The sequence below is a fragment of the Deinococcus sp. QL22 genome, assembly GCF_023370075.1.
Taxonomy (GTDB): Bacteria; Deinococcota; Deinococci; order Deinococcales; family Deinococcaceae; genus Deinococcus.
Genome location: NZ_CP097149.1, coordinates 2,769,870 through 2,793,489 on the forward strand (window position 1 = coordinate 2,769,870; position 23,620 = coordinate 2,793,489).

A 23,620-nucleotide genomic window follows, 5' to 3' on the forward strand; every position below is an offset into this window, starting at 1 on the left:
CCTGAGATTGTTAGACCCTTAGATCTGTCTCAGTCCGTATAAGCTCCCACCGCTGCACTGCTGACCAACTTCGCGTATTTCGCCAGTACGCCGCGCTTGTACCGCGGTTCCGGCTGCACCCACGCGGCCCGGCGGCGCTCGATCTCCGCGTCGTCCACATGGAGCGTCAACTCGCAGGTTTCGGCGTTCAGTTCGATCGTATCGCCCTCATGCACCAGCGCAATCGGCCCGCCCACAAAGGCTTCCGGCGCGACGTGGCCCACGACGAGGCCGAACGTGCCGCCCGAAAAGCGCCCGTCGGTAATCAGGCCCACGCTGTCGCCGAGGCCCTTGCCGATGATGGCCGACGTGGGCGAGAGCATTTCGCGCATACCGGGGCCACCCTTGGGGCCTTCGTAGCGGATGACCAGCACGTCGCCGGGGTTGATCTGATCGGCCATGATCGCCGCCATGCTCTCTTCTTCACTCTCGAAGATGCGGGCGGGGCCAGTAATTTTGATGCTCTTCAGGCCCGAAATCTTGGCGACGCTGCCTTCGGGGGCGAGGTTGCCGCGCAAAATGGCGAGGTGGCCTTGCGCGTAGATCGGCTGATCGTAGGGGCGAATCACGTCCTGCCCGGCGTTCGGTTCTTCCGGCTCACCCTCCAAGTTCTCTGCGATCGTTTTGCCCGTCACGGTCAGGCAATCGCCGTGCAGCAGGCCCGCTTTCAGCAGCATCTTCATCACGCGGGGAATGCCGCCCACGTCGTGCAGATCAGTCGCCACGTATTGGCCGCTGGGTTTCAGGTCACAGAAGACCGGGGTCGCCTCGCGGATACGCTCGAAATCGGCCAGATCAAGGTCTACGTCGCAGGCATGAGCAATCGCCATCAGGTGCAGCACGGCGTTGGTAGAGCCGCCCACGGCCATAATCACGGTAATCGCGTTCTCAAAAGCCTTCTTGGTCAGAATGTCTTTGGGCCGGATGTCTGCTTCGATCAGTTTCAGCAGGGCGCGGGCGCTGTCGGCGCTGCTCACGGCTTTTTCAGCGTCCACGGCGCTCATGGTGGAGGAAAAAGGCAGGCTCATGCCCATCGCTTCGAAGGCGCTGCTCATGGTGTTGGCGGTGTACATGCCGCCGCAGGAGCCATTGCCAGGGCAGGCGCGTTTCTCGATCTCGTTGAAGTCTTCGCGGCTCATTTTTCCTGCGCCCAGTGCGCCTACCGCCTCGAACACGCTGACGATGGTCAGGTCTTTGCCGTTGTAATGGCCGGGCTTGATGGTGCCGCCATACACGAAAATCGCCGGGATATTCAGGCGCGAAATGCCGATCATGGCTCCGGGCATGTTCTTGTCGCAGCCGCCCACCACGATCACGCCGTCATGGCTCTGACCCCGCGAAACGGTTTCGATGGAATCGGCGATCACTTCACGGCTGACCAGGCTGCACTTCATGCCTTCAGTGCCCATGCTGATGCCGTCCGACACGGTAATCGTGCCGTACACCTGAGGCATCCCGCCGCCCTCGGTAATGGCCCCGGTGATGTGGCCTGCCAGTTCGCCCAGCCCGTTGTTGCAGGGCGTGATGTTGCTCTGCGCGTGCGCCACGCCAATAATCGGCTTCTCGAAATCGCCGTCCTGAAAGCCCACCGCCCGCAACATGGCCCGGTTGGGCGCGCGCGCGTCGCCCTGCGTGACCTGATGGCTGTTCCAGTTCAGTTTGCGTTTGCTGGTGGTATCCGTCATGCGCTACAGCATAGGCCCGCGCAGGGACAGGGTGAGGTGTGTGGGTCAGACAGGGGTGGGATTTTGGGCGAACCCCCCATTCTGCTCCGCAGCCAGCCCCCTTAGACTTGTAAAGCTGCGCAAGAGAGGGGCGTGCAAAAGCAGTTGTCCTCCCCTCAAGGGGGGCGTTGCGTCAGCAACGGAGGTGGACGCAGAATCTCTACTTGAAAGACCCCTACTTCAAACTGCTCACATACGCCGCTAAAGCCGTCAATTCCTCATCCGTCAGCCCCTGTGCGGCGGCGTGCATGGCCTGCGGGCTGGGGTAGGCATACGGCACGGTTTCACGGTATTCGGCCAGCTTTCCTTCCGCATAGGCTGGAGCAAGGTTGGCTATGCTGGGCATCACCAGCGCGTCATTTCCGCGTCCGTCGGCTCCGTGGCATACCGAACAGGCGATCAGGTTGCGGGCCGGGTCACCTTTGGCATACAGCGCCGCACCCTGTGCCCGTACCGCTGCATCTGCACCCTTCCACGCGGGGCCGGGGGTAAGGGTCGCAAAGTGAGCCGCAATGTCGGCCATATCCTGATCGGTCAGGCGTCCAGCGATGTTTTGCATGGTCGGGTCGGGCAGCAGTTTGGCCTTAAAAGTAACCAATTGCTGCCGCGTAAAGCTCGCCACCTGTCCGGCCAAAGAGGGCACAGCTTCGTCCTTGCTGACTCCGCCAACCCCGTGACAGCCCGCGCAATTGGCGCTTATCTGTGCTCCCCTCGCCGCATTGGGAGTCGTGAATTTCAGGGTCGGAAGCGTCACAGTGGGTGCGGTGACATTGGCTGCTGGAGTCGTCTGCAATGCGGCGGCCACGATGGGGGAAGCCAGCAGCACAGGCGCGAGCCAGAGCAGCGCCGAACGAAAACGGGTGGGCATGGGCAGACCTCCGGGGTAGGGTGAGGGGAGCGGTGGGGCTAGGCGTGGCGGGAAACTGTAATCAGCATACCTGTTCTGTTGCCCCACACAACGCAAATCTTCCCGCCTTCCATCTCTAGCACTGTTTTCCTAGTCCAGTTGCCACACATGCGCTTTCAAATGCCGCGCCTGCGGATAATCTTCGCCCAGTTGCAGGCGCACATCCAACCGTCCGCGCCGCGCCGCTTCGGGCAGGCCGACTTCCATCATGCGGTCAAAGGCCACCGGAGACACGCCTGCATGGTTCAGCATCGCCAGCACTTGCCCACCGGGGGCCGTGACCTTGGCCGCCAGCGTCGCAAGTCGGGCGTAGTCGCGCTCGGCCCGCCACACCCCTGACTTTTTGCGGGCAAAACTAGGTGGGTCAAGAATCACGAGATCAAACTCCTGCCCGCGCCGCCGAAAGTGTTCCAGCCACTCGAATACGTCGCCGGAAATAAAGTCGGTTCGGGGGGCGTCCAGCCCACTTAGGCCGTAGTTTTCCTGCCCCCAGTTCAGCACCTTGCGCGACTGGTCTACATTTTTGACGTTGGAAGCCCCGCCCAGCAGGGCATTCACGCCAAAGCCGCAGGTATACGAAAAGGTGTTCAGCACCCGCCCCTCTTGATGGTTGGCGTGTTCGCGAACCCACTGCCGGGCGCGGCGGGCATCCGGAAACAGACCCACGCTCAGGTCTGCACCGGGGCGAATCAGAAACGGTACCCCTTCTTCCAGTGCGGTCACTTCGGGCCGTGCCTCGCCCCACACCGGATCGGGCGGCGTGAGCAGATCGCGGGCAATGTTCGCCGCGTGCCGGGCTTCTACCGGACGGCGTTTCAGGTACACGCCCACCAGTTGCCCCTCCCGCGCACAGGCTTGGGCCAAACGCTGTTCATCCTCAGGCCACAGGTCGGCGTACAGGCTCAGAATGCCCGCATCGCCCGCCACATCTACACAAAACAGCCCGCCCATTTCGGTGGTATGCACCGCCCGGTAAAACGTGCTTCCAGCCGCCGGAAGATGCGCCCGCGCCGCCCAAGCCTCGGCCAGAAGCTCTTCTAAATTGACTGGAAGACTAGAAACCTCACCTGTCATGTTGTTGCCTTTTCCCCTCACTCCTCACAGTTTTTACGGCCTGCCACCCAGAATCCACCAAACCGCCGCCGTCGCTACCGCCGTAACCACCCAGAACCGTAGCGTCACGTGGGTTTCGGGCCAGCCGCTCAGTTCAAAATGGTGCTGAATAGGACTCATCCGGAACACGCGCTTGCCCCGAGTTTTGAAGGAAATAACCTGAATGGCCACGCTCAGCACGGCCACGACGGGAATGATGGCGGCGAGCGGCAGCAGCCAGACATCGGCATACAGGATGTACGCGCCCGCCGCGATAGCGCCGATGGCGTGGCTGCCCATGTCGCCCATGAACACGCGGGCCGGGTGGGCGTTGAACCACAGGAAGCCCAGCAACACGGCCACCAACAGTGCCGACACAGGCGACACGGCCAGCAGCGGCAGCAGCACGATGATCGCCACGCCGCCCAGCAAGCCGTCCAGCCCATCGGTGAAGTTGAAGGCATTGACCGAACCCACCATCACCAGCGTCAGCAAAATGATGTCGCCCGCCGTGCCGAACGAGGGTAAGAGTTCATGGCTGGCGAGCGGGGCGGCAAAGTAGGCGAAGATCAGGCCCACCAGGATTTGCAGCGGGAATTTTTCTCGGGCCAGCAGCTCTTTTTTGCCGCTACCCCGCATGCGCGATACCACCTTCAGGAAGTCGTCCAGCCCGCCGATGATGCCCATGCCGAGGGCCGCCAGCATCAGCAGCAGCTCCCGCGAGTCGCCCGCCCGCCCGGTAAAGTACAGTGGGAAGAACACGACGGCCAGCGCCAGCACGAAGGCCACCCCGCCTGCCGTGGGCGTGCCTTCCTTGACCAGATGGGTTTGCGGCCCGTCCTTACGAACCGGCTGCCCCCAGCCCCGCGCCTTGCTGATCCGGATAAACAGGCCCACCAAAAACCACGACAGGAACGCCGCCAAGATCATCATGGGCGCACCTGCGCGGTGCAGTGGGAAAGCGGGTAAATCTGGGGCGATTTTATCGGCAAGAAAGTGGGCAGCATCTCAACCGGGGAGAGTACCACGCGCCGGAGTGCGCTGGGTCGGGGGTGAAGGGAGGGTGGGCCGGAGCAGTGGCGGTCTTGCGGGCAACCTCGCAGCGACGCCCACAGGTGCAGAGGAACAAACCCCAGTTGGAATGCAAACCTTTTGACTCGGTTCAGACACGGAAAAAGCCGGAGCATTTCGCCCCAGCTTCCCCATTGGCGTGTGGTTTACCTACGCCACACGTCCCTACTTGATTGGTTTTACTTAAGCTGTGCGATCACTGCCCGCGTAAATTCTTCCGTGCCTGCCGTGCCGCCGAGGTCGCGGGTGCGTGGGCCTTCGGTCAGGACAGTGTTTACGGCGTTGTCTATTTTGGTCGCCAGTTCGCTTGCGCCGATGTGGTTCAGCATCAGCACGGCGGCCAGAATGCTGGCGGTGGGGTTGCTGACGCCCTGCCCGGCGATGTCGGGGGCGCTACCGTGAACCGACTCGAAGATGCCGAACTTGTCGCCCACGTTGCCGCTGGCCGCGATGCCTAGCCCGCCCACCAGTCCGGCGGCAAGGTCGGACAGGATGTCGCCGAACATGTTGGTCATGACCAGCACGTCGAATTGGCGGGGGTTGCGAACAAGCTGCATGGCGGCATTGTCTACGATCATGGTGCTGGTGTTCAGGCCTTCCACGGTCTTGGTGTGATCCAGAATCGTGTTCAGAAAGAGGCCCTGCGTCACAGGCAACACGTTCGCCTTATGTACCACCGTCAGGCGTTTGTCGCGCTTCATAGCGAGGTCGGCAGCAAATTTGCCAATGCGCTCGCTGGCGTCTTTGGTAATCACGGTGTCGGCAATGGCCGTGTCGCCGTAGCGCCGCTCCTGCTCCACGTACAGCCCCTGCGTGTTCTCGCGTACGATGACCAGATCTACATTTTCGTAGGCTCCGGGCACGGGGCGGGTACGTGTGGGGCGCACATTGGCGTACAGGCCGTACTTCTGGCGTAGGTGACGGATGGCCCCGGTAAACCCGGCAGGCTTGATGCCGCTGGGGCTGGTGGCCGCGCCGAACAGGGTCGCGTCGGTGTTTTCTACCGCGTCGTAGGTGGCCTGCGGCACGCTGGTGCCGTGATCCAGGAAGTACTCGTAACCGGCTTCCGCGATTACGTACTCTGCGTCGAACCCGGCAGCGTCCAGAACGCGGCGGGTGGCGGGGATGACCTCGTGACCGATGCCGTCTCCCTCAATCAAACAAATACGGTACTTCGCCATAAGGTCAGTCTAGAGGACAGCCGGAGCAATTGTAAGAATGGAAGCGTTACCGGGGGCGTGACGGGGGCGGGGGCGGGGGAGTGAGTCTAAGGGTCTAAAGGTCGAGGGTCTAAGAAAGGGCAACCCGCCACATTGATCGCCGCCAAAAAAAACCACTTAGCCTGCAACCTGCCCGGCCAACTCCCGAGCCCACAGCGGCCCCAGCAAAAAGCCTTTGCTGCCCAGTCCCGTGAGTTGCCACCAGCCCTGCGGAGTTTGGCCCACCTGCAGGCCCGACAACCGCGAGGCACTCCAGCGCCCGGTGACTTGTACACCCGACAGGTCAGCCAACGCCTCACCCTTCTTCAGCAACCAATCCAGCGATCCCAGCGGTAGCGGGCCAGCATTCCAGATGGGCGAGGGTTGCTCGAATGTTGCGCCTAAAACGCCCCCGGACGCAGCGGGGGAGAGGTAAGCGCCGAAGCTGATGGGCAGCGCACACACGGACCGCGAGAGCAGCAGCATGGTTCCGGCGCGGTGGGTGGCGGGGTGGCCTGCCCAATTCGCGCCAATCCAGCTTGCACCGATAGAGCCGCCGCACCAGACCACCGCACCTCCTTCCAGCCGTGTGCCGACGTCCAAATCCATCGATGTCGCGTTCCATTTTCGCGCCCGCCCACGCACCACCCGCGCTGCCGACGCCGCCAAGAGTGCCCGCGTGAAGGCCGCGCCGTCCAGCCACCCCCCTGCCGGCAGATGTAAAACGGCATCCCAACCGGGGCTGAGTGGCACGGGCGAGTCTCCGGGAGTCAGCCAATTGTGCGCTAGATCAGCGGGCAGGCGTTTCTCAAAGCGGGCGCGGGTGCGGACATCGGGCACAGGCCGAAGCACTCCGGTTTTGCCGTATGGTACGTCGTAGCCGGCGTCGGTCAGCGCTTGAACCAAAGCCCACGTCAGCGCCATGCCTTCCACTGCCCCGGCATCCACCGCGCCCGATTGCCCGCGCACCGGGTTCAGCAACGCCGCCGGAACCGTGCTGGCCGTGCTGAAGCCTGCATCCAGCACCGTCACCCGTGCGCCTGCCGACGCTAAAAAGTAAGCTACCGACGCGCCCGCCACGCCCGCCCCAATCACCAGAACATCAGTCAGTTTGCCACTCCACTCGGTAGCTTTTCCCCCACCTGCACGGCGTCGGGCAGCACGTTTTCGGCGGGGGGCAGCGGGCAAGTCCAGCCGTCGCCATACGCGCAGTATGGGTGATAAGCCATATTGAAATCCAGATGCACCAGCATCTCGTCAGATTCAGGGGCTTGGGCCAGCGGTGCATCTAGATAGCGCCCTGCGCCGTAAGTTTCCCCAGTGCGTGAGGTGGCGTCGCGGAAGGGCACGAATACCCGTGCGGGTTTCTCCTCTCCCAGTGGTGCAAACAGCGACAGCGTATGGGAACCGGACGGGAGGTCTACCGTTGCCAAGCCGAACCGCGCCATCGTCCGAGTTTCGCCGGTATTCGTGCCGAGTGTCATTTCGGCCAGGTCGCCGGGTTGCACAGGCACCGTAAACACCCACGCCGGATCAGGTGCGAAGTAGCTCAGGCCCCGGAATTCGGCCAGAGCTGCCGCCCCAATCGGCCCACGCCCTGCTGCAAAATGCTCGTCTTTGCGCCGCCGGAACTCGGCAATAGCCTCAGCGTGCGCCTGCGTCATACGGATTCCGTCCAATTCCCGGCGACCCGGAAGGACACCGGACGTCCGTCCATTTCCCGAACCCCGTACTCTTTCCTGCTCGCTTCGCTCCTCTTTGGGGCTTTGCAAGTCGGATTGCAGCCGCAAAACACGGCTTTGCTCTGAATTTTTATCACCAATCGACCTTCATGGTCTGGCCCGCGTATTCCACCACGTCGCCGCGCCGCAGCTTCTTGCGCCGCCGCGTTTCGACCTCGCCGTTCAGCAGGACTTCGCCGCCCTGCACGCGAAATTTGGCCTCGCCGCCTGTTTGCACCACGCCCTGAAGTTTGAGAAAGTCTTGCAGATCAATCGTGTCTGTAGGTTGGTCGTTGCGCCCGGTCATGGGGGCAGCGTAGCAGGCCGGGGCGCGATGAGTGGAACATGGTCAAAGGTTTGAGTGTCAGCAGGAATCATTTCGTAGACCCTTAGACCCTAGCTCTTTAGACGCCCTTTCCACTCCCCACCACCTATGACCCACACTCACTTTTACGGCTTGTACTGTGCCCCAAACAACCGCAAATCCAAATCATCCACGCGGCTATCTCCGTTCAGGTCGCCGGGCAAGCTGCCCGTTTTGCCGAAATTGTTCATGATCAGCGCAAAATCGGTCAGGTCGATTGCGCCGTCACCGTTCAGGTCGGCCCCACTGAGACGCAGTTTGGCGGCTTCGGGCGTCCATGCTTGCAGGCCGATAAAGCGGGAAAGTTCGGCGCGGAGAGCCTCGGTGAGGGGTTGCGGGCCATTCGGGTTAAATTCGATGCGCTGATCGGCTCCGGTGCCCACGACGCGGGCCGACACATCCGGGTTGAAGGCCACGCCGTTGCTGCTGCCGATGCTCAGAACCGGGCCGCTGCTGCTGTCCAGTGTCACGGGCAGTTCTTTGGTGCTGATGGCGCTGAGGGCCTGCTCGACCAGACGCGTCAATTCGGCTCCTTGCGGGCGAAGCTTGACGGTAGCGGCGCTGGCCGAAGCTGCCAACATCAGGGCGCTGAGCAGCAAGAGGCGTTGTTTGGTACGGCTCATGGGGTATTCCTTGCAGCCCGGAGTTGATCTCGGAACTTAGCTGGATCACGCTCGAAGGCGTTTGGGTTGGCGGCGGGGGTTGGCGTGACGGTTGCTGCCGGGGTTGAGGGAGTGGGTGGTATGGCCAGGGTGACGGGAGTTGCTGTCGCCGAGGAAGCTGTGGAAGAAGCTGGAGCTGGGTTGACTGGGGTTGCCGCTGCCGCTGGCGGAGTCGTCGTTCCCGTTGCTGTCGTCGCTGGCGCAGTTGCAGTCCCTGTGGTTGGCGTTGGGCTGGGCGTCACCGGGTTGCTGACCGCTGCCGTCGCGCCGTCTACCGGGGGAGTGGTCGCAGGAGCCGCCGTGCCTGCTGGAGTGCTGGGTGTCGCTGCGCTGGTTCCTGTGTTTGTTGTCGTCTTGGTTGTGGGGCTGGTCGCTGGAATGGGCGTCACAGTAGGTGTGGGCGCTTCTGTCCCAAAGGCTGCCGCCTCGTTCCAGCGGGTCACGCGGCCATTCACCACCGGGTATGCGCCCTGATTGAAGCCCACGAGCGGGCTGTCCTGCGTGCCGGTATACAGCAGCAAAAACACGTCCTGCCCAGAGTTCAGCGTGGGCACGTTCTGAAGGCCCGCCAGAAACATCAGCGTGGGTTTGCCTTCACGCACGGGCAGGCTGGCTACGTCTCCGGCAATGGTTTCGGTCACGGTCAGCGGGTAATTGACCCACGACACCGCTGTTGGCCCCGAACCAGTTTGCGTGGTGGTGGGCGCACCCACCGTTACCCGTACGATCACCTGCGCTTTTTTGGCCTGCTGCGTCAGCGTCAGCGCCGTGAATGTGCTCGCCTGCACGGGGTTCAGGCTCAGGAGCGCCGCCGTCAGAACTATAGAAAATCGTGCCCGCTTCATGCGCTGCCGCCTGTAGGGGGAAGCTGTGTGCCGGGGCCGGGGGGGTCTATGGGCACAGGTGTATCACTGTCGGGCGGGGTGGGAGCAGGCGGATTCAAGGCGGGCGGAGTTGTCACCGGGTCGGTTGTGACTGGGGGCGTGGTCGTGGCTGGTGGTGTCGTGGCCGGAGAGGCTGGCGCAGTGGTGCTGGTGCTGGCCGGAGTCGTGCCGGAGTTGGCCGCCGCTGCTGCCGGAGTCGTCCCCGAACCTGTCGTTGCCGGAGCCGCTGGTACATTCGATCCCGGAACAGTGGGCATTCCCTGTTGCGCCAGCAGTTTGCCAGTGCCGTCGCGGGCCTCGAAGGCCAACCCAGTCGCACTCAGGGTCACGGGGCCGCTGGGCCGGATGCTCACCAGCATCACTCGTGCGCCCGCCCTCGGAACGGCCTTGAAGCCCACGCTGACGCTGAGAGTTTGCCCCTCTTGCCGCCAGAACAGGACGCCGCCATTTTCGCCGGGCTGCACACGGGTCACGGTCACGCCTTTGGGCAGAGTCCACATCAGGCGGGCGGCACGCACTGCACGCGGCCCGGCGATTGTTACAGGAACCCGCGTTTCGCCCCGGATTTCTCCAGTAGGTAGCGTGGGCGTCAGCGCCAGCGGCGGCAGGTCGTTCACGTTCAGCGTGTATTCCTGCACCTTGCTTCTCAGGCCCGCATCGTTGGTTTCCAGCGTAAATTTGTAGGCCCCGATTTTGGTGGGTTTGCCGACCAGACGCTGCCCACTCAGGCTGATACCCGGTGGCAAAGTGCCCGCCGCCACCCGGAAACCGTATGGCCCAGTGCCGCCCGTGACCACCAACGGCGCTTCGTAGGATTCGGCCACGTAACCCACAGGCAGGGACGTGAGAGTAAAGGTCAAGGGATCGGCCCCAGTGGTGGCGGTGCTGCCTGTACCTGTGCTGCTGCCGCAGGCGCTCAGGGCACCCAGGCCCAAGAGCGCCACCGTCAGGAGCGGCCAGAGGCGCGGGGCAGGTGCACGCCGCAGCGGGTGAATCGGAGCTTGCATGGGGGCAGTGTACCGGGCTGAGCGGGCAGACAGATGGGGAGAACGTAAGCACAGGGCTGAGGCAGATGAGGGAGAGCCTGAGTCTCCGGGGGTCAGCCCCACCTTCCGGCCGGGTTCCCGGCGCTAGACTTTGGCCCATGACCATGCAGAGAACCAAGGCAGCGGCCCCCAGTGTGGATATTCCCAGTGTGGGCACGCAGTTGGGCCGCTACACCGTAGAGCGCGCCGAACAGTTACCGGAAATGCAGGGCACGCTGCTGCTGCTGCGCCACGAACTCGGCGCACGGCACGCCCACGTGATCCGCGAGGACGACAACCTGGCCTTTGGCGTCACCTTTCCCACCGTGCCCAAAGACAGCACGGGTGTGGCGCACATTCTGGAACACGTGGCCCTCATGGGCAGCCAGAAATACCCGGTGCCCGATCCCTTTTTTGCGATGGCCCCCCGCAGCTTGAACACCTTCATGAACGCCATGACTGCCAACGACTGGACAACCTACCCGTTTTCCACGCGCAATGTGCAGGACTACTTCAACCTGCTGTCGGTCTATCTGGACGCCACCTTTTTCCCCCTGCTGCGCTACGAATCCTTCCGGCAAGACGGCCACCGCTTCGAGTTCGAGAAGCTGGATGACCCGACCAGCACGCTGAAGTTGCAGGGCGTGGTGTACAACGAAATGAAGGGCGCGATGGCGGGCGCGGGTTCGGTGATGTGGCGCTCGCTGGGCAAGGCGCTGTATCCCGACCTGACCTACGCCGTCAACAGTGGGGGCGAGCCAAACGACATCCCCAACCTCACCTATGAGGGCCTGCGCTCCTTCCACGCGGCGCATTACCACCCCAGCAACGCCTTTTTCTTCACCTACGGCAATCAGGACTTGGCCCGCGTGCTGGACGAAATCGAGTCGCACGTCATGGCCCGTTTTGCGCCGCAATCGCTGGATGTGAGCGTGCCCGATCAGCCCGACTTTCCCGAACCGCGCCGCGTGGACGTGACCTATCCGGGTTCGGATGTGGAACGCGGCGGCCAGGTGCTGCTGGCCTGGAAGCTGGGCCGCTCCAGCAACTCCGACCTCAACCTGCGTTGGAGCGTCCTCAGCGACGTGCTGCTGGGCAACTCCGCCGCGCTGCTGACCCGCCCGCTCATCGAATCTGGCATCGGCTCGGCGCTGGCCGACCTGACGGGCTACCGAGATTCCTTCCGTGAGGGCGCGTTCGCAGTGGGCCTCAAAGGACTCAGTGCGGGCAAAGCCGCCGAAGTCGAAAAGCTGGTGCTGGACACACTGGCGGGCATCGCCCGTGACGGTATCCCCGCCGACCTGATCGCCAGCAGCCTGCACCAGTTCGAGATCGGGCAAAAGGAAGTCAGCAACAGCGGCTATCCGTATGGCCTGCAAGTGATGTTCCGGCTGATGGGGCCTTGGCTGTACGGCGGCGATCCCGTAACGGGTCTGCGGTTGGATGCCGAACTGAACAGCCTGCGGGCCGATCTGGACAGTGGCAAACGCGTCTTCGAAACCATGCTGGAAGACCTGTTGGCGCTGCCCCACCGCGTCACGATGGTGGTCACGCCCGATCCGCTGCTGGCGTCGCAGGCCGAGCAGGCCGAACGTGAACTGGTGGAGCGCCTCAGCAAAGATTTCACCGATGAAGACCGCGCCCGGATCGTGCGTGAGAGCCTGCAACTCCAGTCACTTCAGGCGCAGGAATCCGACCCGAATGTGCTGCCCACGCTGGCGCTTAGCGACGTGACGCCCGATGTGCAGCGCCCCGATTACAGCACCACGCAGGAAGGCCGTGCCCTGGTGGGCCGCGTGCCTCAGCCCACCGGCGGCCTGAGTTATCTGGATGTGCAAATCCGCCTGCCTGACGTGCCCGCCGAGTTGCTGGACGTGCTGCCGCTCTACACCTATGCGGTCACCCGCAGCGGCGCGGCTGGGCAGGATTACGCCGAGTTGTCGAGGCGCATAGAGGCCGTGACGGGCGGCGTGAGCGCCAGCGCAGGCGTCGGCACTGCCCCCGACGACCTGAGTGCCGTGCGCCTGGCTGTCACGTTTAGTGGAAAAGCGTTGGCCCGCAACGGCGGCGCACTGGTGGCCGTGCTGCACGACCTGATCTCTGCCCCAGAATTTACCCGCGAACGCACCCGCCAACTGCTGGAACAGCGTCTGTCGGGCATGAAAGCCAGTGTGGTGGGTTCGGGCAGTGCCTACGCGGATCGCCTGGCCTCGGCACAGGTCAGCGCCGCCGCCGTGCTGGAAGAACGCTTTGGCGGGCTGACCTCATTGGCGACTCTTAAAGCGATTGTAGAAGGGCCAGAGGGCGAGTCGGGTGCAGAGGGTCTTGATGCCCGCATTGACTCCCTCCTGAGCCAATTCGCCCAACTCCGCGACCTGATCACGCAGGGGCAACCGCTGCTCTGCCTCACCGCCACGCCCGACGACATCGGCCTGGACGTGCAATCCATCACCACGCTGTTTACCGGAGACGCCCCCACCGGACGCCCCGCGCTGAGTGTGCTGGACACTGGCCCGCAGGCCCGCACCACCGATTCTCCGGTGGCCTTCAATGCCATCGCTTATCCCACCGTGCCCTACACGCACCCCGACAGTCCCGCGTTGCTGGTGCTGTCGCGCCTGCTCAGGAGCGAGTACATGCTCAAGGAAATCCGCGAGAAGGGCGGCGCATACGGCGGCGGCGCAGGCTTCGACACGCGGGGCGGCGTGTTTTCTATGACCAGTTACCGCGACCCGCACATTGCCCGCACCTATCAGGTGTTCCGCGACGCCCGCGCCTTCCTCGACACGCCACTGGGCGAGCGCGAACTGACTGAGGCCATCCTGACCGCCAGCAAAATCTTAGACCCCCTGACCAGCCCTGACACAGTGGGCCGCCTGCGCTTCTACGGCGATCAGGCCGGGTTCACGCCCGAAGTGCAGGAGGCCTTCAAAGCCCGTCTGCTGGCCGTACAACTGGACGACCTCCGCCGCGTCATGGACACCTACCTGACGCCGGAGCGGGCCGCCTACGCGCTGGTGGCCGGACGCGATCCGAATGCGGAAATGGAGGAGATGAGGCTGAAATTTGAGGTGCAGGGAGTTTGAGCAGGAACGTGGAGTGTAGATCGTAGCAGGGGCAAAATGGAGCTTGATTAAGCAGGGCTGCGGTGGGAGAGGCGAGCGGGAAAGCCTCTGCCACCGCGCTTTTTCTACGTTCTACGATCCACACTCCACGTTCGCCTTACCCCCGGTGATACGGCTCCCCCGCACTGATCGTCGCCGCCCGGTACAGCGCCTCGGCCAGCACCACCATCGCCAGATCATGAGGCAGGGTCAGCGTGCCGAGGCTCCACAGGGCGTAAGCTCCAGCCCGCAACCCGTCGGTGTGTCCTTCCGGGCCGCCGATAGCAAATGCCAGTTCGCCCGTGCCGCCCAAGCCCTGTCCGTCCAAGTACGCCGCCAACCCTTCCGATGTGAACTGCTGGCCGCGTGGGTCGAGCAGGATCAGCGGGGTTTTCCCGGCGGCGCGGAGAATGGCCTCACTTTCCAGCGCCTGCGTTTTGCCTGTCACCCGCGTCACGGTCAATTTGTGATAGCGGCGCAGGCGTTTTTCGTACTCGTCCCAGCCTGCGCGGGCATATGCCAGTTTGGGTTCGCCCACGGTAATCAGGTGCAATCTCATGGGGGCAGTCTGGCAGAAGAGGTGCGGCCAGAAAGCGCGGGCCTGTCTTCTCCCAGAGGACTGGTTCCGGTCGGCAGACGTTTGGTTTTGTGACCCATGCTTGACCCGCAGTACACAGACACACAGCGCCCGCACGCCTCGCCCGTTAAACTGGCAGGTATGTCCGGTTTGCTTTTGCTCCCGCTCGGGGGGCGCACTTGAACTACGCGGCGACTCTGGCGGTGCTGGTGGTGCTGTCGTTCAGCTTTCCGCTGACGGTGCGGCTGGGCGCTCAGCTGGGCGTACCGGAAGTGCTGGGCGCGTCTATGCTGGGCGCAGTCCTGACCTTTGCGCTGGCAGCCTACGTGGTGCGCTGGCAGGTCACGCGCCACCGGGTCACGGTGCAGCGGTTGGCGGCGGCGCGGGCGCAGGTGGCCGCCGATCCGTCCAGCCCCCGCGCCTATTTTGTGGGCGGCGAACATCTGGGCCTGATCCTGCTTCGCCTAGACCGCCGCCGCGAGGCTGCCGAGGTCATAGACCGCTTTGCCCGTCTGGGGGGCGCACGGGAAAGCGAAATCGTGGCCCTGCGCGAAGCCCTGTCTAACGCCGAACGCCGCCAACGCCGCGCACAGGGACGTGAAGCGTGAGGCTGCACGGAACGAAAGCCGTGATGATGCGTATCCTGAGAGGTATGAAGGTTGCCAGTGTTAAGGAGCAGTATCCCCAGCAATACGTCAGGCAAGGAGCGCACCTATGAGGGCTTATAAGGGCATCGTGGAAGACGGAGTGGTGGTTCTGATCGGCGCACGCCTGCCCGAAGGCACAGTGGTTACGGTCACGGTGGGCGAAACCGAACTGCTCCGGGCCCGAATAACCAGCGCCCTGAAACGCCCACGCAAGGTGCGGGTGCGGGTCAAGCCGACGCCGGGCATGGCCATGTCCCAATTGCAGTTAGAAGGCACGGCAGGCCGTCTTCCGACTGATGAGTAGCACACGGGAAGACAGGCTTGAGGCTGACCGTGTTGAAGCTGACAGCCTTGACGAACTGGTGCTGGACGAAGAGTGGTCAGAGGCAGCAAATGACGCCTCCGCCGACCTGCCCCCGCTCAGTCCTATTCCAGACGGGGCTCGGGTGTGGTTGGTGCCCACGCCTGTAGGCAACCTGGGCGATCTGACCCTGCGGGCCATAGAAGTCCTGCGGGCCGCCGACGCTGTGGCCTGCGAAGACACCCGACGCACTGGGGCGCTGTTGTCACATCTGGGCATCCGCAAGCCGCTGGTACGCCTGGACGCCCATACCATGCGCCGCGCCCCGCAAGTGCTGGAACGCTACGCCCGCCTGGCGTATGTCAGCGATGCAGGCACGCCCGGAATCAGTGACCCCGGCGCGGAACTCGTGCAGGCCGCCATTGCCGCCGATGTGCCCATAGAAGTGCTGCCCGGAGCCACCGCTTTCGTGCCCGCGCTGGTGCTGTCGGGCCTGGACAATGCCCGGTTTACCTTCGAGGGCTTCCTCCCGCGTTCGGGCAAAGACCGCAAAGCCCGCCTGAGCGCGGTGGCATCGCGGGTCGAAACCAGCATCATCTACGAAAGTCCTCACCGCCTGCACGCCACCCTGACCGATCTGACGGCCAGTTGCGGCCCACTGCGGCGCTCCAGCGTTACGCGAGAACTGTCCAAGCGGTTCGAGGAGACCCGGCGCGGCAGCCTGGCAGAATTGGCCGATCATTTTGAGGCAGGCACACGCGGCGAAATCGTATTGGTGGTGGCGGGCCGACCAGAGGGCGAGGCCGACCCAGCGCAGCCCGTGACCGATCCGGCAGAGCAGGCCAGAGCGTGGGCGGCAGCGGGGCAAGGGGTCAGGGATATACGTGACGCGCTCATGCGGCAGGGTTTGCGTAAGAATGACGCTTACGCGTTGGCCTTACAGGTCACCCAAGCTCAGCAGCCCTGAGCGCCTCTTCCCACCCCTTTCCTGTCATCCATCCCACCCATGAGGCCCACCATGATTGAACCACAGACCTACCATCCCAATCCCAACGGCCTGAAACGTGTGGCCGTGCTGACCAGCGGCGGCGACGCCCCCGGCATGAACGCGGCCATCCGCGCCGTCGTGAGAACAGCCACCCACAACGGCATAGAAGTCGTGGGCGTGCGCCGGGGCTTTCAGGGCCTCCACGAGGGCGACATGGCCCTGATCGGCCCGCGTGACGTGGCCAACACCATCCAGCGCGGCGGCACCATTTTGCTTACGGCCCGTTCTCATACTTGGCGCAGTCCGGAAGGCCGGGCCAAAGGCGCACAGAACTTGCGCGACTGGCAAGTTGACGGCCTGATCGTGATCGGCGGCGACGGCAGCTTTCACGGCGCACACTATTTGCAGCAGGAACACGGCTTCCCCGTCATCGGCGTGCCCGGCACCATCGACAACGATCTGTACGGCACAGACCACACCATCGGCTACTTTACGGCAGTCGAGACGGCCCTGGACGCCGTAGACAAACTGCGCGACACCGGGGCCAGCCACGAGCGAATCTTCGTGATCGAGGTCATGGGCCGTCACGCCGGACACATCGCTCTAGAAGTTGCGGTGGCGGGCGGGGCCGAGGAAGTCTTTATTCCCGAAGACGCCAAGCCCGTAGACGGTGTCGTCGAGATCGTGAAGCAGAGCCTCGCCAAAGGCAAAGCCAGTTCGATCATTATTGTGGCCGAGGGCTATCCGGGCGGTGCAGAAGGTGTCAGCAAGGCTATTCACGAGGGCACAGGCCAGGAAACCCGCGTCAGCATTCTGGGCCACATCCAGCGCGGCGGCACGCCCGTGTCCAGTGATCGTGTTCTCGCCAGTCGATTGGGTGAAGCTGCCGTCTACGCCCTCATGGACGGCAAGAGTGACGTGATGGTCGGCAGGCAAGGCGGAGGCATCAGCCACATTCCCCTGCATGAAACTTGGGAAAAGCGCAAAGACGTGAACCGCGACCTGTACCGCTGCGCCAAGACCCTGAGCGTGTAGAAGGGAAAAAGCCAGCCGCCCCAGTTGATCTGGGGCAGCTGGCTTCCTATGTTGGATGCGGTGCTGAACGTCAGCGAATGCCCTTCCTCAGACTCTTTGACGCTAGACCCTTAGACCGTTCTCTAGCTAGCAGACAAGGCCGCGCCCACCCAGCACGCGGCCCTCAACAACCTCTGCTTATTCCCGTTCTACATTCCGCAAAAACGCGGGGATGTCGTAATCCTTGGGATCGTAGCTGCTCGTGGCTGTGCCGCGTACAGGCTTCACGATGGTTTCGATAGAGCTGCGGCCACTCGTGCCCCCGGCAATGCTGATGGGCGTGTCGTTGAAGCCAGTGGCGATCACGGTCACGCGCACTTCGTCGCCCGCAGCTTCGTCGGGCGTAATGCCGAACAGAATGTCGGGATCTTCGAAGCCGGTGGCCTCGCGAATTTTCTCCACGATTTCGTTGGCGTCGGTCATGGACAGGTCAAACGAGCCAGTCACGTTGACCAGAATCCGGCGTGCGCCCTCGATACCACGTTCGAGCAGCGGGCTGTGAATAGCGCTCATGGCGGCTTCTTCGGCCACTTTTTCGCCCCGGCCCGCGCCGATGCCCATCAGAACCGTGCCCGAATTGGCGAGCAGGTTGCGTACATCAGCGAAGTCGAGGTTGATCATGCCTTCTACATTGATCACGTCGCTGATGCCCTTCACGCCGTAGTACAGGACGCGGTCAGCAATGAGGAACGCCTCACGGAAGCTGACCTTCTTGTCTACGGCAGTCAGCAATTTCTCGTTGTTCACCACAATCATGCCGTCTACGCGGTCAGCCAGTTTGCCGATGCCTTCCTCGGCCACCCGCAGACGCTTCGGCCCTTCAAATTTAAAGGGGCGGGTGACGATGGCCACCGTCAGGACGCCCATCTCGCGGGCAATTTCGGCCACTACAGGGGCGCTACCCGTGCCCGTGCCGCCGCCCATGCCCGCTGTAATAAACAGCATATCGGTGCCGTCAAGGTATTCCTTGATGCGTTCCCGGTCTTCGAGGGCCGCTTTTTCGCCCACTTCCGGGTCTGCACCTGCGCCCAGGCCGCGTGTCAGGCGGTCTCCCAGCTGAATCCGTACTTCGGCGTGGCTTTTGGCCAACACCTGCGCGTCGGTGTTCCCAGCGATAAACTCTACGCCTTCGAGTCCTGATTCAATCATGCGGTTAACGGCATTGTTGCCCGCTCCGCCCAAGCCGATTACACGAATTTTGGCCGCTTGCATTCTGTCTCCTTACGTTCCGGCACGGCCGCTTAGGACTGTCCCGTAGCTGTTCGCTCTTCGGCGTAGTTTAACCCACGATCCCTCTCTGTGGGCGTTGGCCTTGAGCTTGGTGGTTGCATGGGTCAACGTGGGTATGAAACCCTGTAGAGAAGGAAGTCAGATGGTCACCGCTTATGGCTTAAATAACGCTGCAGCCGTCTAAACCAGACTCGCCTGCTGATGATGGTCAACGCAAGATCATCCATGTAATTGCTGCTTGTTGCTCTCAGGCCCCATAGATTTATGTGCCGTATGAGTCAATGCTAAGAGTTAATGGCCCTAGCATTCAGCCCTGTGGCCTATAGAAAACACCCCACCGATCAAAGTGGGGTTCAATCTATAGGCAAGAAGCGTGGGCAGAGTTGCCAGTTCGTCCTATGAATTCAGACCCAATCTTTGAAGATATTTTTGATGCGCTCGCCAAAGCTTGGTTTGTCTTTTTTAAGCGTAGCGTTGGGGTCGAGCTTCAATGGCACAAGTTCGCCTGACGGGGCGGATGGTGTAGCGGGCGTAACAGCCGGAGCGCCGTTGCCGGGGCTGGTGCCCGCACTGATGGGCGCTGGCGTGCCGTTTTGCACGGTTTCCATGCCCTCGAAGATCATGTCCGGCACCTTGCCGTCCTGCCCGATGCCGTAAAGCACCAGACCGACGCTGGCAGCGTGGGCAGGGCTACTGACGATATCGCTGAGGCCGCCGATGCCGCGTGGACGGCCCACCCGCACAGGCAAGCGGAAGCGGTCACGGGCCAGTTCTGCACTGCCCCGGAGCTGCGACGCGCCGCCCGTGATGACCACCGTCTGGGCCACAAGTTCCACTGGACCCAACGCCTGATCAATCTCGTCGCGGATCATGCCGTAAATCTCGGCGATACGCGGCTTAATGATGCGCGAGAGTTCGAAAGCGCTGATGGCGTGCGTGCTGCCCGACGCGGTGGTAATTTCCAGTGTCAGATCCTGGTCGGCCAATTCGGGCAGGGCCGCGCCGTACTTGCGCTTCACGTTCTCGGCTTCTTCAATCGGAATCTTGAGAATTTGCGCCAGGTCTGCCGTGACATGTTCACCGCCAATCGGAATGCTGGCGCTGTGGGCGAGGTTGCCACGCTTGAACACACCCACATCGGTGGTGCCGCCGCCCATATCGATCACGATGACCGTCTGGGTATGTTCCAGGGCTTCCAACGTCGCCAGTCCGGAGGCCAGCGCGTGCAGCACGAAGCCGTCTACCTTCAGGCCTGCTTCCTGCACGCAGCGGCGCAGATTCAGCAGCGGCCCGGCGGTTCCGGCCACGATATGTACGTCCACTTCCAGCCTCACGCCGTGCATGCCCACCGGACTCTTGATGCCTTCCTGTCCGTCTACCACGTATTCCTGCGGCAGCGTATGGATGATTTCAAGATTGGGATCGAGCGGTACGGCGCGGGCGTTTTCTATGGCGCGGTCTACGTCAGGCTGGGCGATTTCCTGATTGCGGCGAATGGCGGCCAGCCCGTGACTGGTAATGGCTTTGGCGTGGTTGCCCGCCACACTGACGAACACGCTGCCCACTTTCACGCCGCTGACACGCTCGGCGGCGGCCACCGATTGCCGGATGGCGTGGGTGGCGCGTTCCAAGTTCACCACGCTGCCGCGTTTCATGCCCTCGCTGGGCACGCTGCCCTGCCCGATGATGTCGAGGGTGCCGTTTGGCGCGATCTCCCCGATGACGGTGGTGATTTTCGTGGTGCCGATATCGAGGCCCACAATGATTGAATTTTCCTTCATTCTTGGACGCTCACCCCCCACGGGTAGATGTTAATTTTTTTGTTTGGGTACATGCTGATGCTCCCAGCATACTTTACGAGGGATTTCAGATCACCGCTCCACACCGCGCCGAGTCCCGTATTGACCGTGACCCCAGACGGCGTATAGGCAACCGATTGCACAGTGTAGCGCGATAGGAGCTGCGTGACGTAGAGGGCGTCGGCCAAACGGTCTGGCCCCCAGCCACCGAGGAGCGGTAATGTGCTGTTGAGGGCCGCGCCGGGCAGCACCGTGCCGTCGGCGGCCAGAGTCACAATGCTCCCGTCCAGGCGCTTCCAGCGGGCGTAGGGCTTGCGTTCGACCACGCTCACGCTGATGCCATCGGGAAACGTTTTGACAATTTTGGCCGACAACATCCAGGGATGGCTGGCCAGCGCCCGCGCCCGCCAAGCGCCGTAGTACAGCCAGCCGAACTGCGGCGTCAGGCCCGCAAGCTCCTGCACCCGCGCCTCTGACAGTTGGCTGTTGCCTGCGACTGTGACCGTGCGAATCGGCAAGGCGAACCAAGCACCTGCCAAAGCTGCGGCGGCCAATGTCAGGCCCAACGCTGTCCAGAGGCGGGTGCGGCGGGACTTGGGGGCAGGGGGAAGAGGCACGGCTTCCGGCTCTGACTCCACTGCATCAACAGGCATGATCACAGGTTCAGCAGGCTCCGGCGTAATCCGGCGGTTGCCCTCGCCCACCTTGCGGGCGCTCATGCCTGCTCCGGCCAAACTGGTTCCGGCCAGAGTTCATATTCCAGTTCCATCGGCACAGGTACGCGGCTGCGAATGGCGTCCAGCAGGGTATGCACATCGGCACTCGTGGCTCCGCCCAGATTCACGATGAAGTTGGCGTGTTCGGGAGCGATCATGGCGTTTCCGGCCCGCAGTCCCTTGAGGCCCGCCTCGTCGATCAGCTTTCCGGCACTCACGCCGCCCGGATTTTTGAAGGCGCAGCCAGGAGTTTTCATCTTGGGCTGACCCTTGCGGGCATTGTCGGCAAATTTCATGGCGTCCAACACGGCGTCCGGCGTACTGGGCCGCAATTTTAAGCGCACCCGCGACACGATATGGTTGCGCGGAATGCCGCTGTCTCGGTAGCCCCACTTCAGATCGTCCGGCGTGACCTGCCGCGTGCCTTCCGGCGTCACGATTTCCAGCGTGTGCAGGCCGTCGAACATCTCGCCGTAGCGCGTGCCCGCGTTCATCCATACCGCGCCGCCCACCTGCGCCGGAATGCCCACCGTGCCCTCCAAGTTAGACCAGCCCAGCTTTTGCAGCTTGCGAATCAGCCCCGGCAGGGGTACGCCGCCGCCCACCCAGCCAGTCACGATCTGGTCGGGCGTGCTGAGGCCCGGATCAGGCTCCAAGTCGGCTTCGCCCAGCGGCCCACTCAGGCGAATCACGCGCTCGCGCAGGCCCTCGTCGGCAATGACCAGATTGCTGCCGCCGCCCAGAATCCGGTAAGGCTGGCTCATGGCCTCGGCCAGTTGCTCGTGCGTGGACACGAACCAGACTTCGGCCTCGCCGCCCACGCCCAAGGTGGTGTATCGGGCCAGCGGCAGGCGTTCCACCCGCGCTCCGGTGTGACTGACTGCAACGGTGTCGGAAACGCTCACACGTTCACCTCAGCCGGAGCCACCCCTTCAAGCGCCACCACTTCACGGGCCAGCTTCCACACGTCGCCCGCGCCCATCGTCACGATGATATCGGCGGGCTGGGCCGACTCGCGCAGGTATCGCACGACTTCTGCACGATCCGGTCTGTAGGTCACGCCGCCGTGTCCATTGTCCGTCATTCGGCCCGAAATAAGCGTGGCGTGAATGCCCGGAATCGGGTCTTCGGAAGCGGCAGCGATGTCCAGCATCAGCACCTCGTCGGCGTCCATGAGCGCGTCGGCGAGGCGGGGCCAGGACTGCTGGGTGCGCAGGTAGCGGTGAGGTTGAAAGACCACCCGCACGCGCCGCCCGGTCTGGCGGGCTGCCTGTACGGCGGCGGCGACTTTGGTGGCGTTGTGGGCGTAATCGTCGACGACCAGCGCCCCACCCGCCTCGCCCCGCGCCGTACCGATGTGCTGCCAGCGGCGTCCCGGCCCCCGGAAAGCGGCCAAAGCTGCGGCTGCGGCGGCAAAATCTCCGCCATACAGGTGCGTAACGGCCAACGCTGCCAGTGCGTTCAGCACGTTGTGGGTTCCGGGCAGGCCCACCCGCGCCTCGCCCAACCCCTGACCCTGCCAGGTCACCGTGAATGCCGTGCCGTCCGGATCAGGCCGCACATTTACGGCGCGGTAATCGGCCCCCTGTGCCTGTCCATAGGTCAGCCGTTCGGGTGCGCCGCCCGTCAGTTCATCCAGCCCCGGCCAATCGGCGCAGGCCAGCACCCGCCGCGACTGAGACACGAAGCGGGCAAATCCGGCGTGCTGTTCCTCTACCGTGTCCCAGTAAGTTGCAATGTTGCCGCCCACATGGTCATCCTCGGCGTTGGTAAACACGGCGGTTTCGCAGCCCAGCAGCGCAAAGGCCCGGTCAGATTCGTCCACCTCGGCCACAAAGGGGCCAGCCCCCACGCGCGCATTGCTGCCAAATTCGGGTACGATGCCGCCCACGAACGCCGCCGGGTCAAGGCCTGCGCCCTGCATGGCGATGGCGATCATGGACGTGGTGGTGGTTTTGCCGTGTGTGCCGATCACGCCGATGCTGGGGCCAGCCGACAACAGTTCGTTCAGCAACGACATCCGGGGCTGCACCTGCACGCCCGCTGTGTGTGCCGCCAGCACTTCCGGATGGTCTTTGGGCACGGCTTCAGAGGCCACCAGTACGTCTACCCGGCCATAGGGCTGCGCCGTAATGTGCGCGGCGTCGTGGTGCTGGGCCACCGGAATCCCTTCTTTGATAAGTTGGGCAGTCAGTTCGGAAATCTGGGCGTCGCAGCCGCTGACCCTCAGGCCACGCGCTGCCAGCAAGCGGGCAAAGGCACTCATGCCAATGCCGCCTATGCCCATCAGGTGATAGTGGCGCGGTTGGGTAACGGAGTCAGAAGGGGTCAACTCAGATTGGGGCAACTCAGAGCGGGCCAGAGAGGCGGATTCGGAGCGTCCAGCAGGCGATGTAGGCGTGGACGGGGCGGGGGCGGGGGCAGGGTCAGTCATGGGCAGTGTTGGTCATGGGTTTGGGGGGTCAGGTGCGGCGCAGTCAAACGGCTGTGAAATCA

Annotated in this window: 22 protein-coding genes; 5 read left to right on the forward strand and 17 right to left on the reverse strand. The window is 63.3% G+C overall.

Annotated elements, in window-relative coordinates; genetic code table 11:
- Window positions 1-29: 29 nt before the first annotated feature.
- From ilvD to M1R55_RS13865, 11 genes are all read right to left on the reverse strand, one after another.
- Window positions 30-1,724 carry a dihydroxy-acid dehydratase gene (gene ilvD / locus M1R55_RS13815; RefSeq protein WP_249392314.1) on the reverse strand — a complete coding sequence of 565 codons (1,695 nt, stop codon included), beginning with the start codon at window positions 1,722-1,724 and terminating at the stop codon, window positions 30-32.
- 214 nt (window positions 1,725-1,938) lie between these two features.
- Entirely contained in the window at window positions 1,939-2,631 is a 693-nt protein-coding gene (locus tag M1R55_RS13820) for a cytochrome c (RefSeq protein ID WP_249392315.1), read from the reverse strand.
- Window positions 2,632-2,760: 129 nt separating this feature from the next.
- Window positions 2,761-3,744, reverse strand: coding sequence for a class I SAM-dependent rRNA methyltransferase (locus tag M1R55_RS13825; protein WP_249392316.1), 984 nt, complete (start codon window positions 3,742-3,744; stop codon window positions 2,761-2,763).
- Between the two features lie 33 nt (window positions 3,745-3,777).
- Window positions 3,778-4,695: a phospho-N-acetylmuramoyl-pentapeptide-transferase gene (locus M1R55_RS13830; protein WP_249392317.1), complete on the reverse strand. Its 918-nt coding sequence runs from the start codon at window positions 4,693-4,695 to the stop codon at window positions 3,778-3,780.
- Window positions 4,696-5,012: 317 nt separating this feature from the next.
- Entirely contained in the window at window positions 5,013-6,014 is a 1,002-nt protein-coding gene (locus tag M1R55_RS13835; protein WP_249392318.1) for an isocitrate/isopropylmalate dehydrogenase family protein, read from the reverse strand.
- Window positions 6,015-6,170: 156 nt separating this feature from the next.
- A complete protein-coding gene (locus M1R55_RS13840) occupies window positions 6,171-7,142 on the reverse strand; it encodes an FAD-binding oxidoreductase (protein WP_249394222.1) in 972 nt (323 codons plus the stop codon).
- On the reverse strand, window positions 7,139-7,696 hold the full coding sequence (locus M1R55_RS13845) for a DUF1684 domain-containing protein (protein ID WP_249392319.1): 558 nt from the start codon (window positions 7,694-7,696) through the stop codon (window positions 7,139-7,141). Before M1R55_RS13845 ends, M1R55_RS13840 begins: the two co-directional genes overlap by 4 nt.
- Before the next feature lie 151 nt (window positions 7,697-7,847).
- The gene (locus M1R55_RS13850; RefSeq protein ID WP_064014586.1) at window positions 7,848-8,060 is read right to left on the reverse strand and encodes an RNA-binding S4 domain-containing protein; all 213 of its coding nucleotides are present in this window, start codon (window positions 8,058-8,060) and stop codon (window positions 7,848-7,850) included.
- A gap of 143 nt (window positions 8,061-8,203) precedes the next feature.
- Window positions 8,204-8,740 (reverse strand): hypothetical protein, encoded by a 537-nt coding sequence (locus tag M1R55_RS13855; RefSeq protein ID WP_249392320.1) that lies wholly within the window; start codon window positions 8,738-8,740, stop codon window positions 8,204-8,206.
- Window positions 8,737-9,624: a hypothetical protein gene (locus M1R55_RS13860; RefSeq protein ID WP_249392321.1), complete on the reverse strand. Its 888-nt coding sequence runs from the start codon at window positions 9,622-9,624 to the stop codon at window positions 8,737-8,739. Before M1R55_RS13860 ends, M1R55_RS13855 begins: the two co-directional genes overlap by 4 nt.
- Window positions 9,621-10,670: a cell ssuface protein containing Ig-like domain protein gene (locus M1R55_RS13865; protein ID WP_249392322.1), complete on the reverse strand. Its 1,050-nt coding sequence runs from the start codon at window positions 10,668-10,670 to the stop codon at window positions 9,621-9,623. Before M1R55_RS13865 ends, M1R55_RS13860 begins: the two co-directional genes overlap by 4 nt.
- Window positions 10,671-10,807: 137 nt before the next feature.
- Between M1R55_RS13865 and M1R55_RS13870 the strand changes: the two genes are divergently transcribed.
- Complete coding sequence (locus M1R55_RS13870) at window positions 10,808-13,774, forward strand: insulinase family protein (protein WP_249392323.1); 2,967 nt, start codon at window positions 10,808-10,810, stop codon at window positions 13,772-13,774.
- A 136-nt stretch (window positions 13,775-13,910) separates the two neighbouring features.
- On the opposite strand, the gene M1R55_RS13875 is transcribed toward M1R55_RS13870, so the two are convergent.
- Window positions 13,911-14,351 carry a 23S rRNA (pseudouridine(1915)-N(3))-methyltransferase RlmH gene (locus M1R55_RS13875; protein ID WP_249392324.1) on the reverse strand — a complete coding sequence of 147 codons (441 nt, stop codon included), beginning with the start codon at window positions 14,349-14,351 and terminating at the stop codon, window positions 13,911-13,913.
- Window positions 14,352-14,548: 197 nt separating this feature from the next.
- Here M1R55_RS13875 and M1R55_RS13880 point away from each other — a divergent pair, with 197 nt between their 5' ends.
- The 4 genes from M1R55_RS13880 to pfkA all read left to right on the forward strand — a co-directional run bounded on the left by M1R55_RS13880 (window position 14,549) and on the right by pfkA (window position 17,340).
- Window positions 14,549-14,977 (forward strand): hypothetical protein, encoded by a 429-nt coding sequence (locus M1R55_RS13880; RefSeq protein WP_249392325.1) that lies wholly within the window; start codon window positions 14,549-14,551, stop codon window positions 14,975-14,977.
- Window positions 14,978-15,083: 106 nt separating this feature from the next.
- Window positions 15,084-15,320 (forward strand): hypothetical protein, encoded by a 237-nt coding sequence (locus M1R55_RS13885; RefSeq protein ID WP_249392326.1) that lies wholly within the window; start codon window positions 15,084-15,086, stop codon window positions 15,318-15,320.
- Window positions 15,313-16,284, forward strand: coding sequence for a 16S rRNA (cytidine(1402)-2'-O)-methyltransferase (gene rsmI, locus M1R55_RS13890; RefSeq protein WP_249392327.1), 972 nt, complete (start codon window positions 15,313-15,315; stop codon window positions 16,282-16,284). Before M1R55_RS13885 ends, rsmI begins: the two co-directional genes overlap by 8 nt.
- Before the next feature lie 51 nt (window positions 16,285-16,335).
- Window positions 16,336-17,340 carry a 6-phosphofructokinase gene (gene pfkA, locus M1R55_RS13895; protein WP_249392328.1) on the forward strand — a complete coding sequence of 335 codons (1,005 nt, stop codon included), beginning with the start codon at window positions 16,336-16,338 and terminating at the stop codon, window positions 17,338-17,340.
- Window positions 17,341-17,517: 177 nt separating this feature from the next.
- Here pfkA and ftsZ read toward each other — a convergent pair whose 3' ends face one another.
- The 5 genes from ftsZ to murC form a co-directional block, all read right to left on the reverse strand.
- Window positions 17,518-18,591, reverse strand: coding sequence for a cell division protein FtsZ (ftsZ, locus tag M1R55_RS13900; protein ID WP_064014594.1), 1,074 nt, complete (start codon window positions 18,589-18,591; stop codon window positions 17,518-17,520).
- Between the two features lie 422 nt (window positions 18,592-19,013).
- Window positions 19,014-20,390 carry a cell division protein FtsA gene (ftsA, locus tag M1R55_RS13905; RefSeq protein ID WP_249392329.1) on the reverse strand — a complete coding sequence of 459 codons (1,377 nt, stop codon included), beginning with the start codon at window positions 20,388-20,390 and terminating at the stop codon, window positions 19,014-19,016.
- The gene (locus M1R55_RS13910) at window positions 20,387-21,127 is read right to left on the reverse strand and encodes a cell division protein FtsQ/DivIB (protein WP_249392330.1); all 741 of its coding nucleotides are present in this window, start codon (window positions 21,125-21,127) and stop codon (window positions 20,387-20,389) included. Before M1R55_RS13910 ends, ftsA begins: the two co-directional genes overlap by 4 nt.
- On the reverse strand, window positions 21,124-22,029 hold the full coding sequence (locus M1R55_RS13915; protein WP_249392331.1) for a UDP-N-acetylmuramate dehydrogenase: 906 nt from the start codon (window positions 22,027-22,029) through the stop codon (window positions 21,124-21,126). The genes M1R55_RS13910 and M1R55_RS13915 overlap by 4 nt, the downstream gene beginning before the upstream one ends.
- A complete protein-coding gene (gene murC, locus M1R55_RS13920; RefSeq protein WP_249394223.1) occupies window positions 22,026-23,411 on the reverse strand; it encodes a UDP-N-acetylmuramate--L-alanine ligase in 1,386 nt (461 codons plus the stop codon). The genes M1R55_RS13915 and murC overlap by 4 nt, the downstream gene beginning before the upstream one ends.
- Window positions 23,412-23,620: the final 209 nt, after the last annotated feature.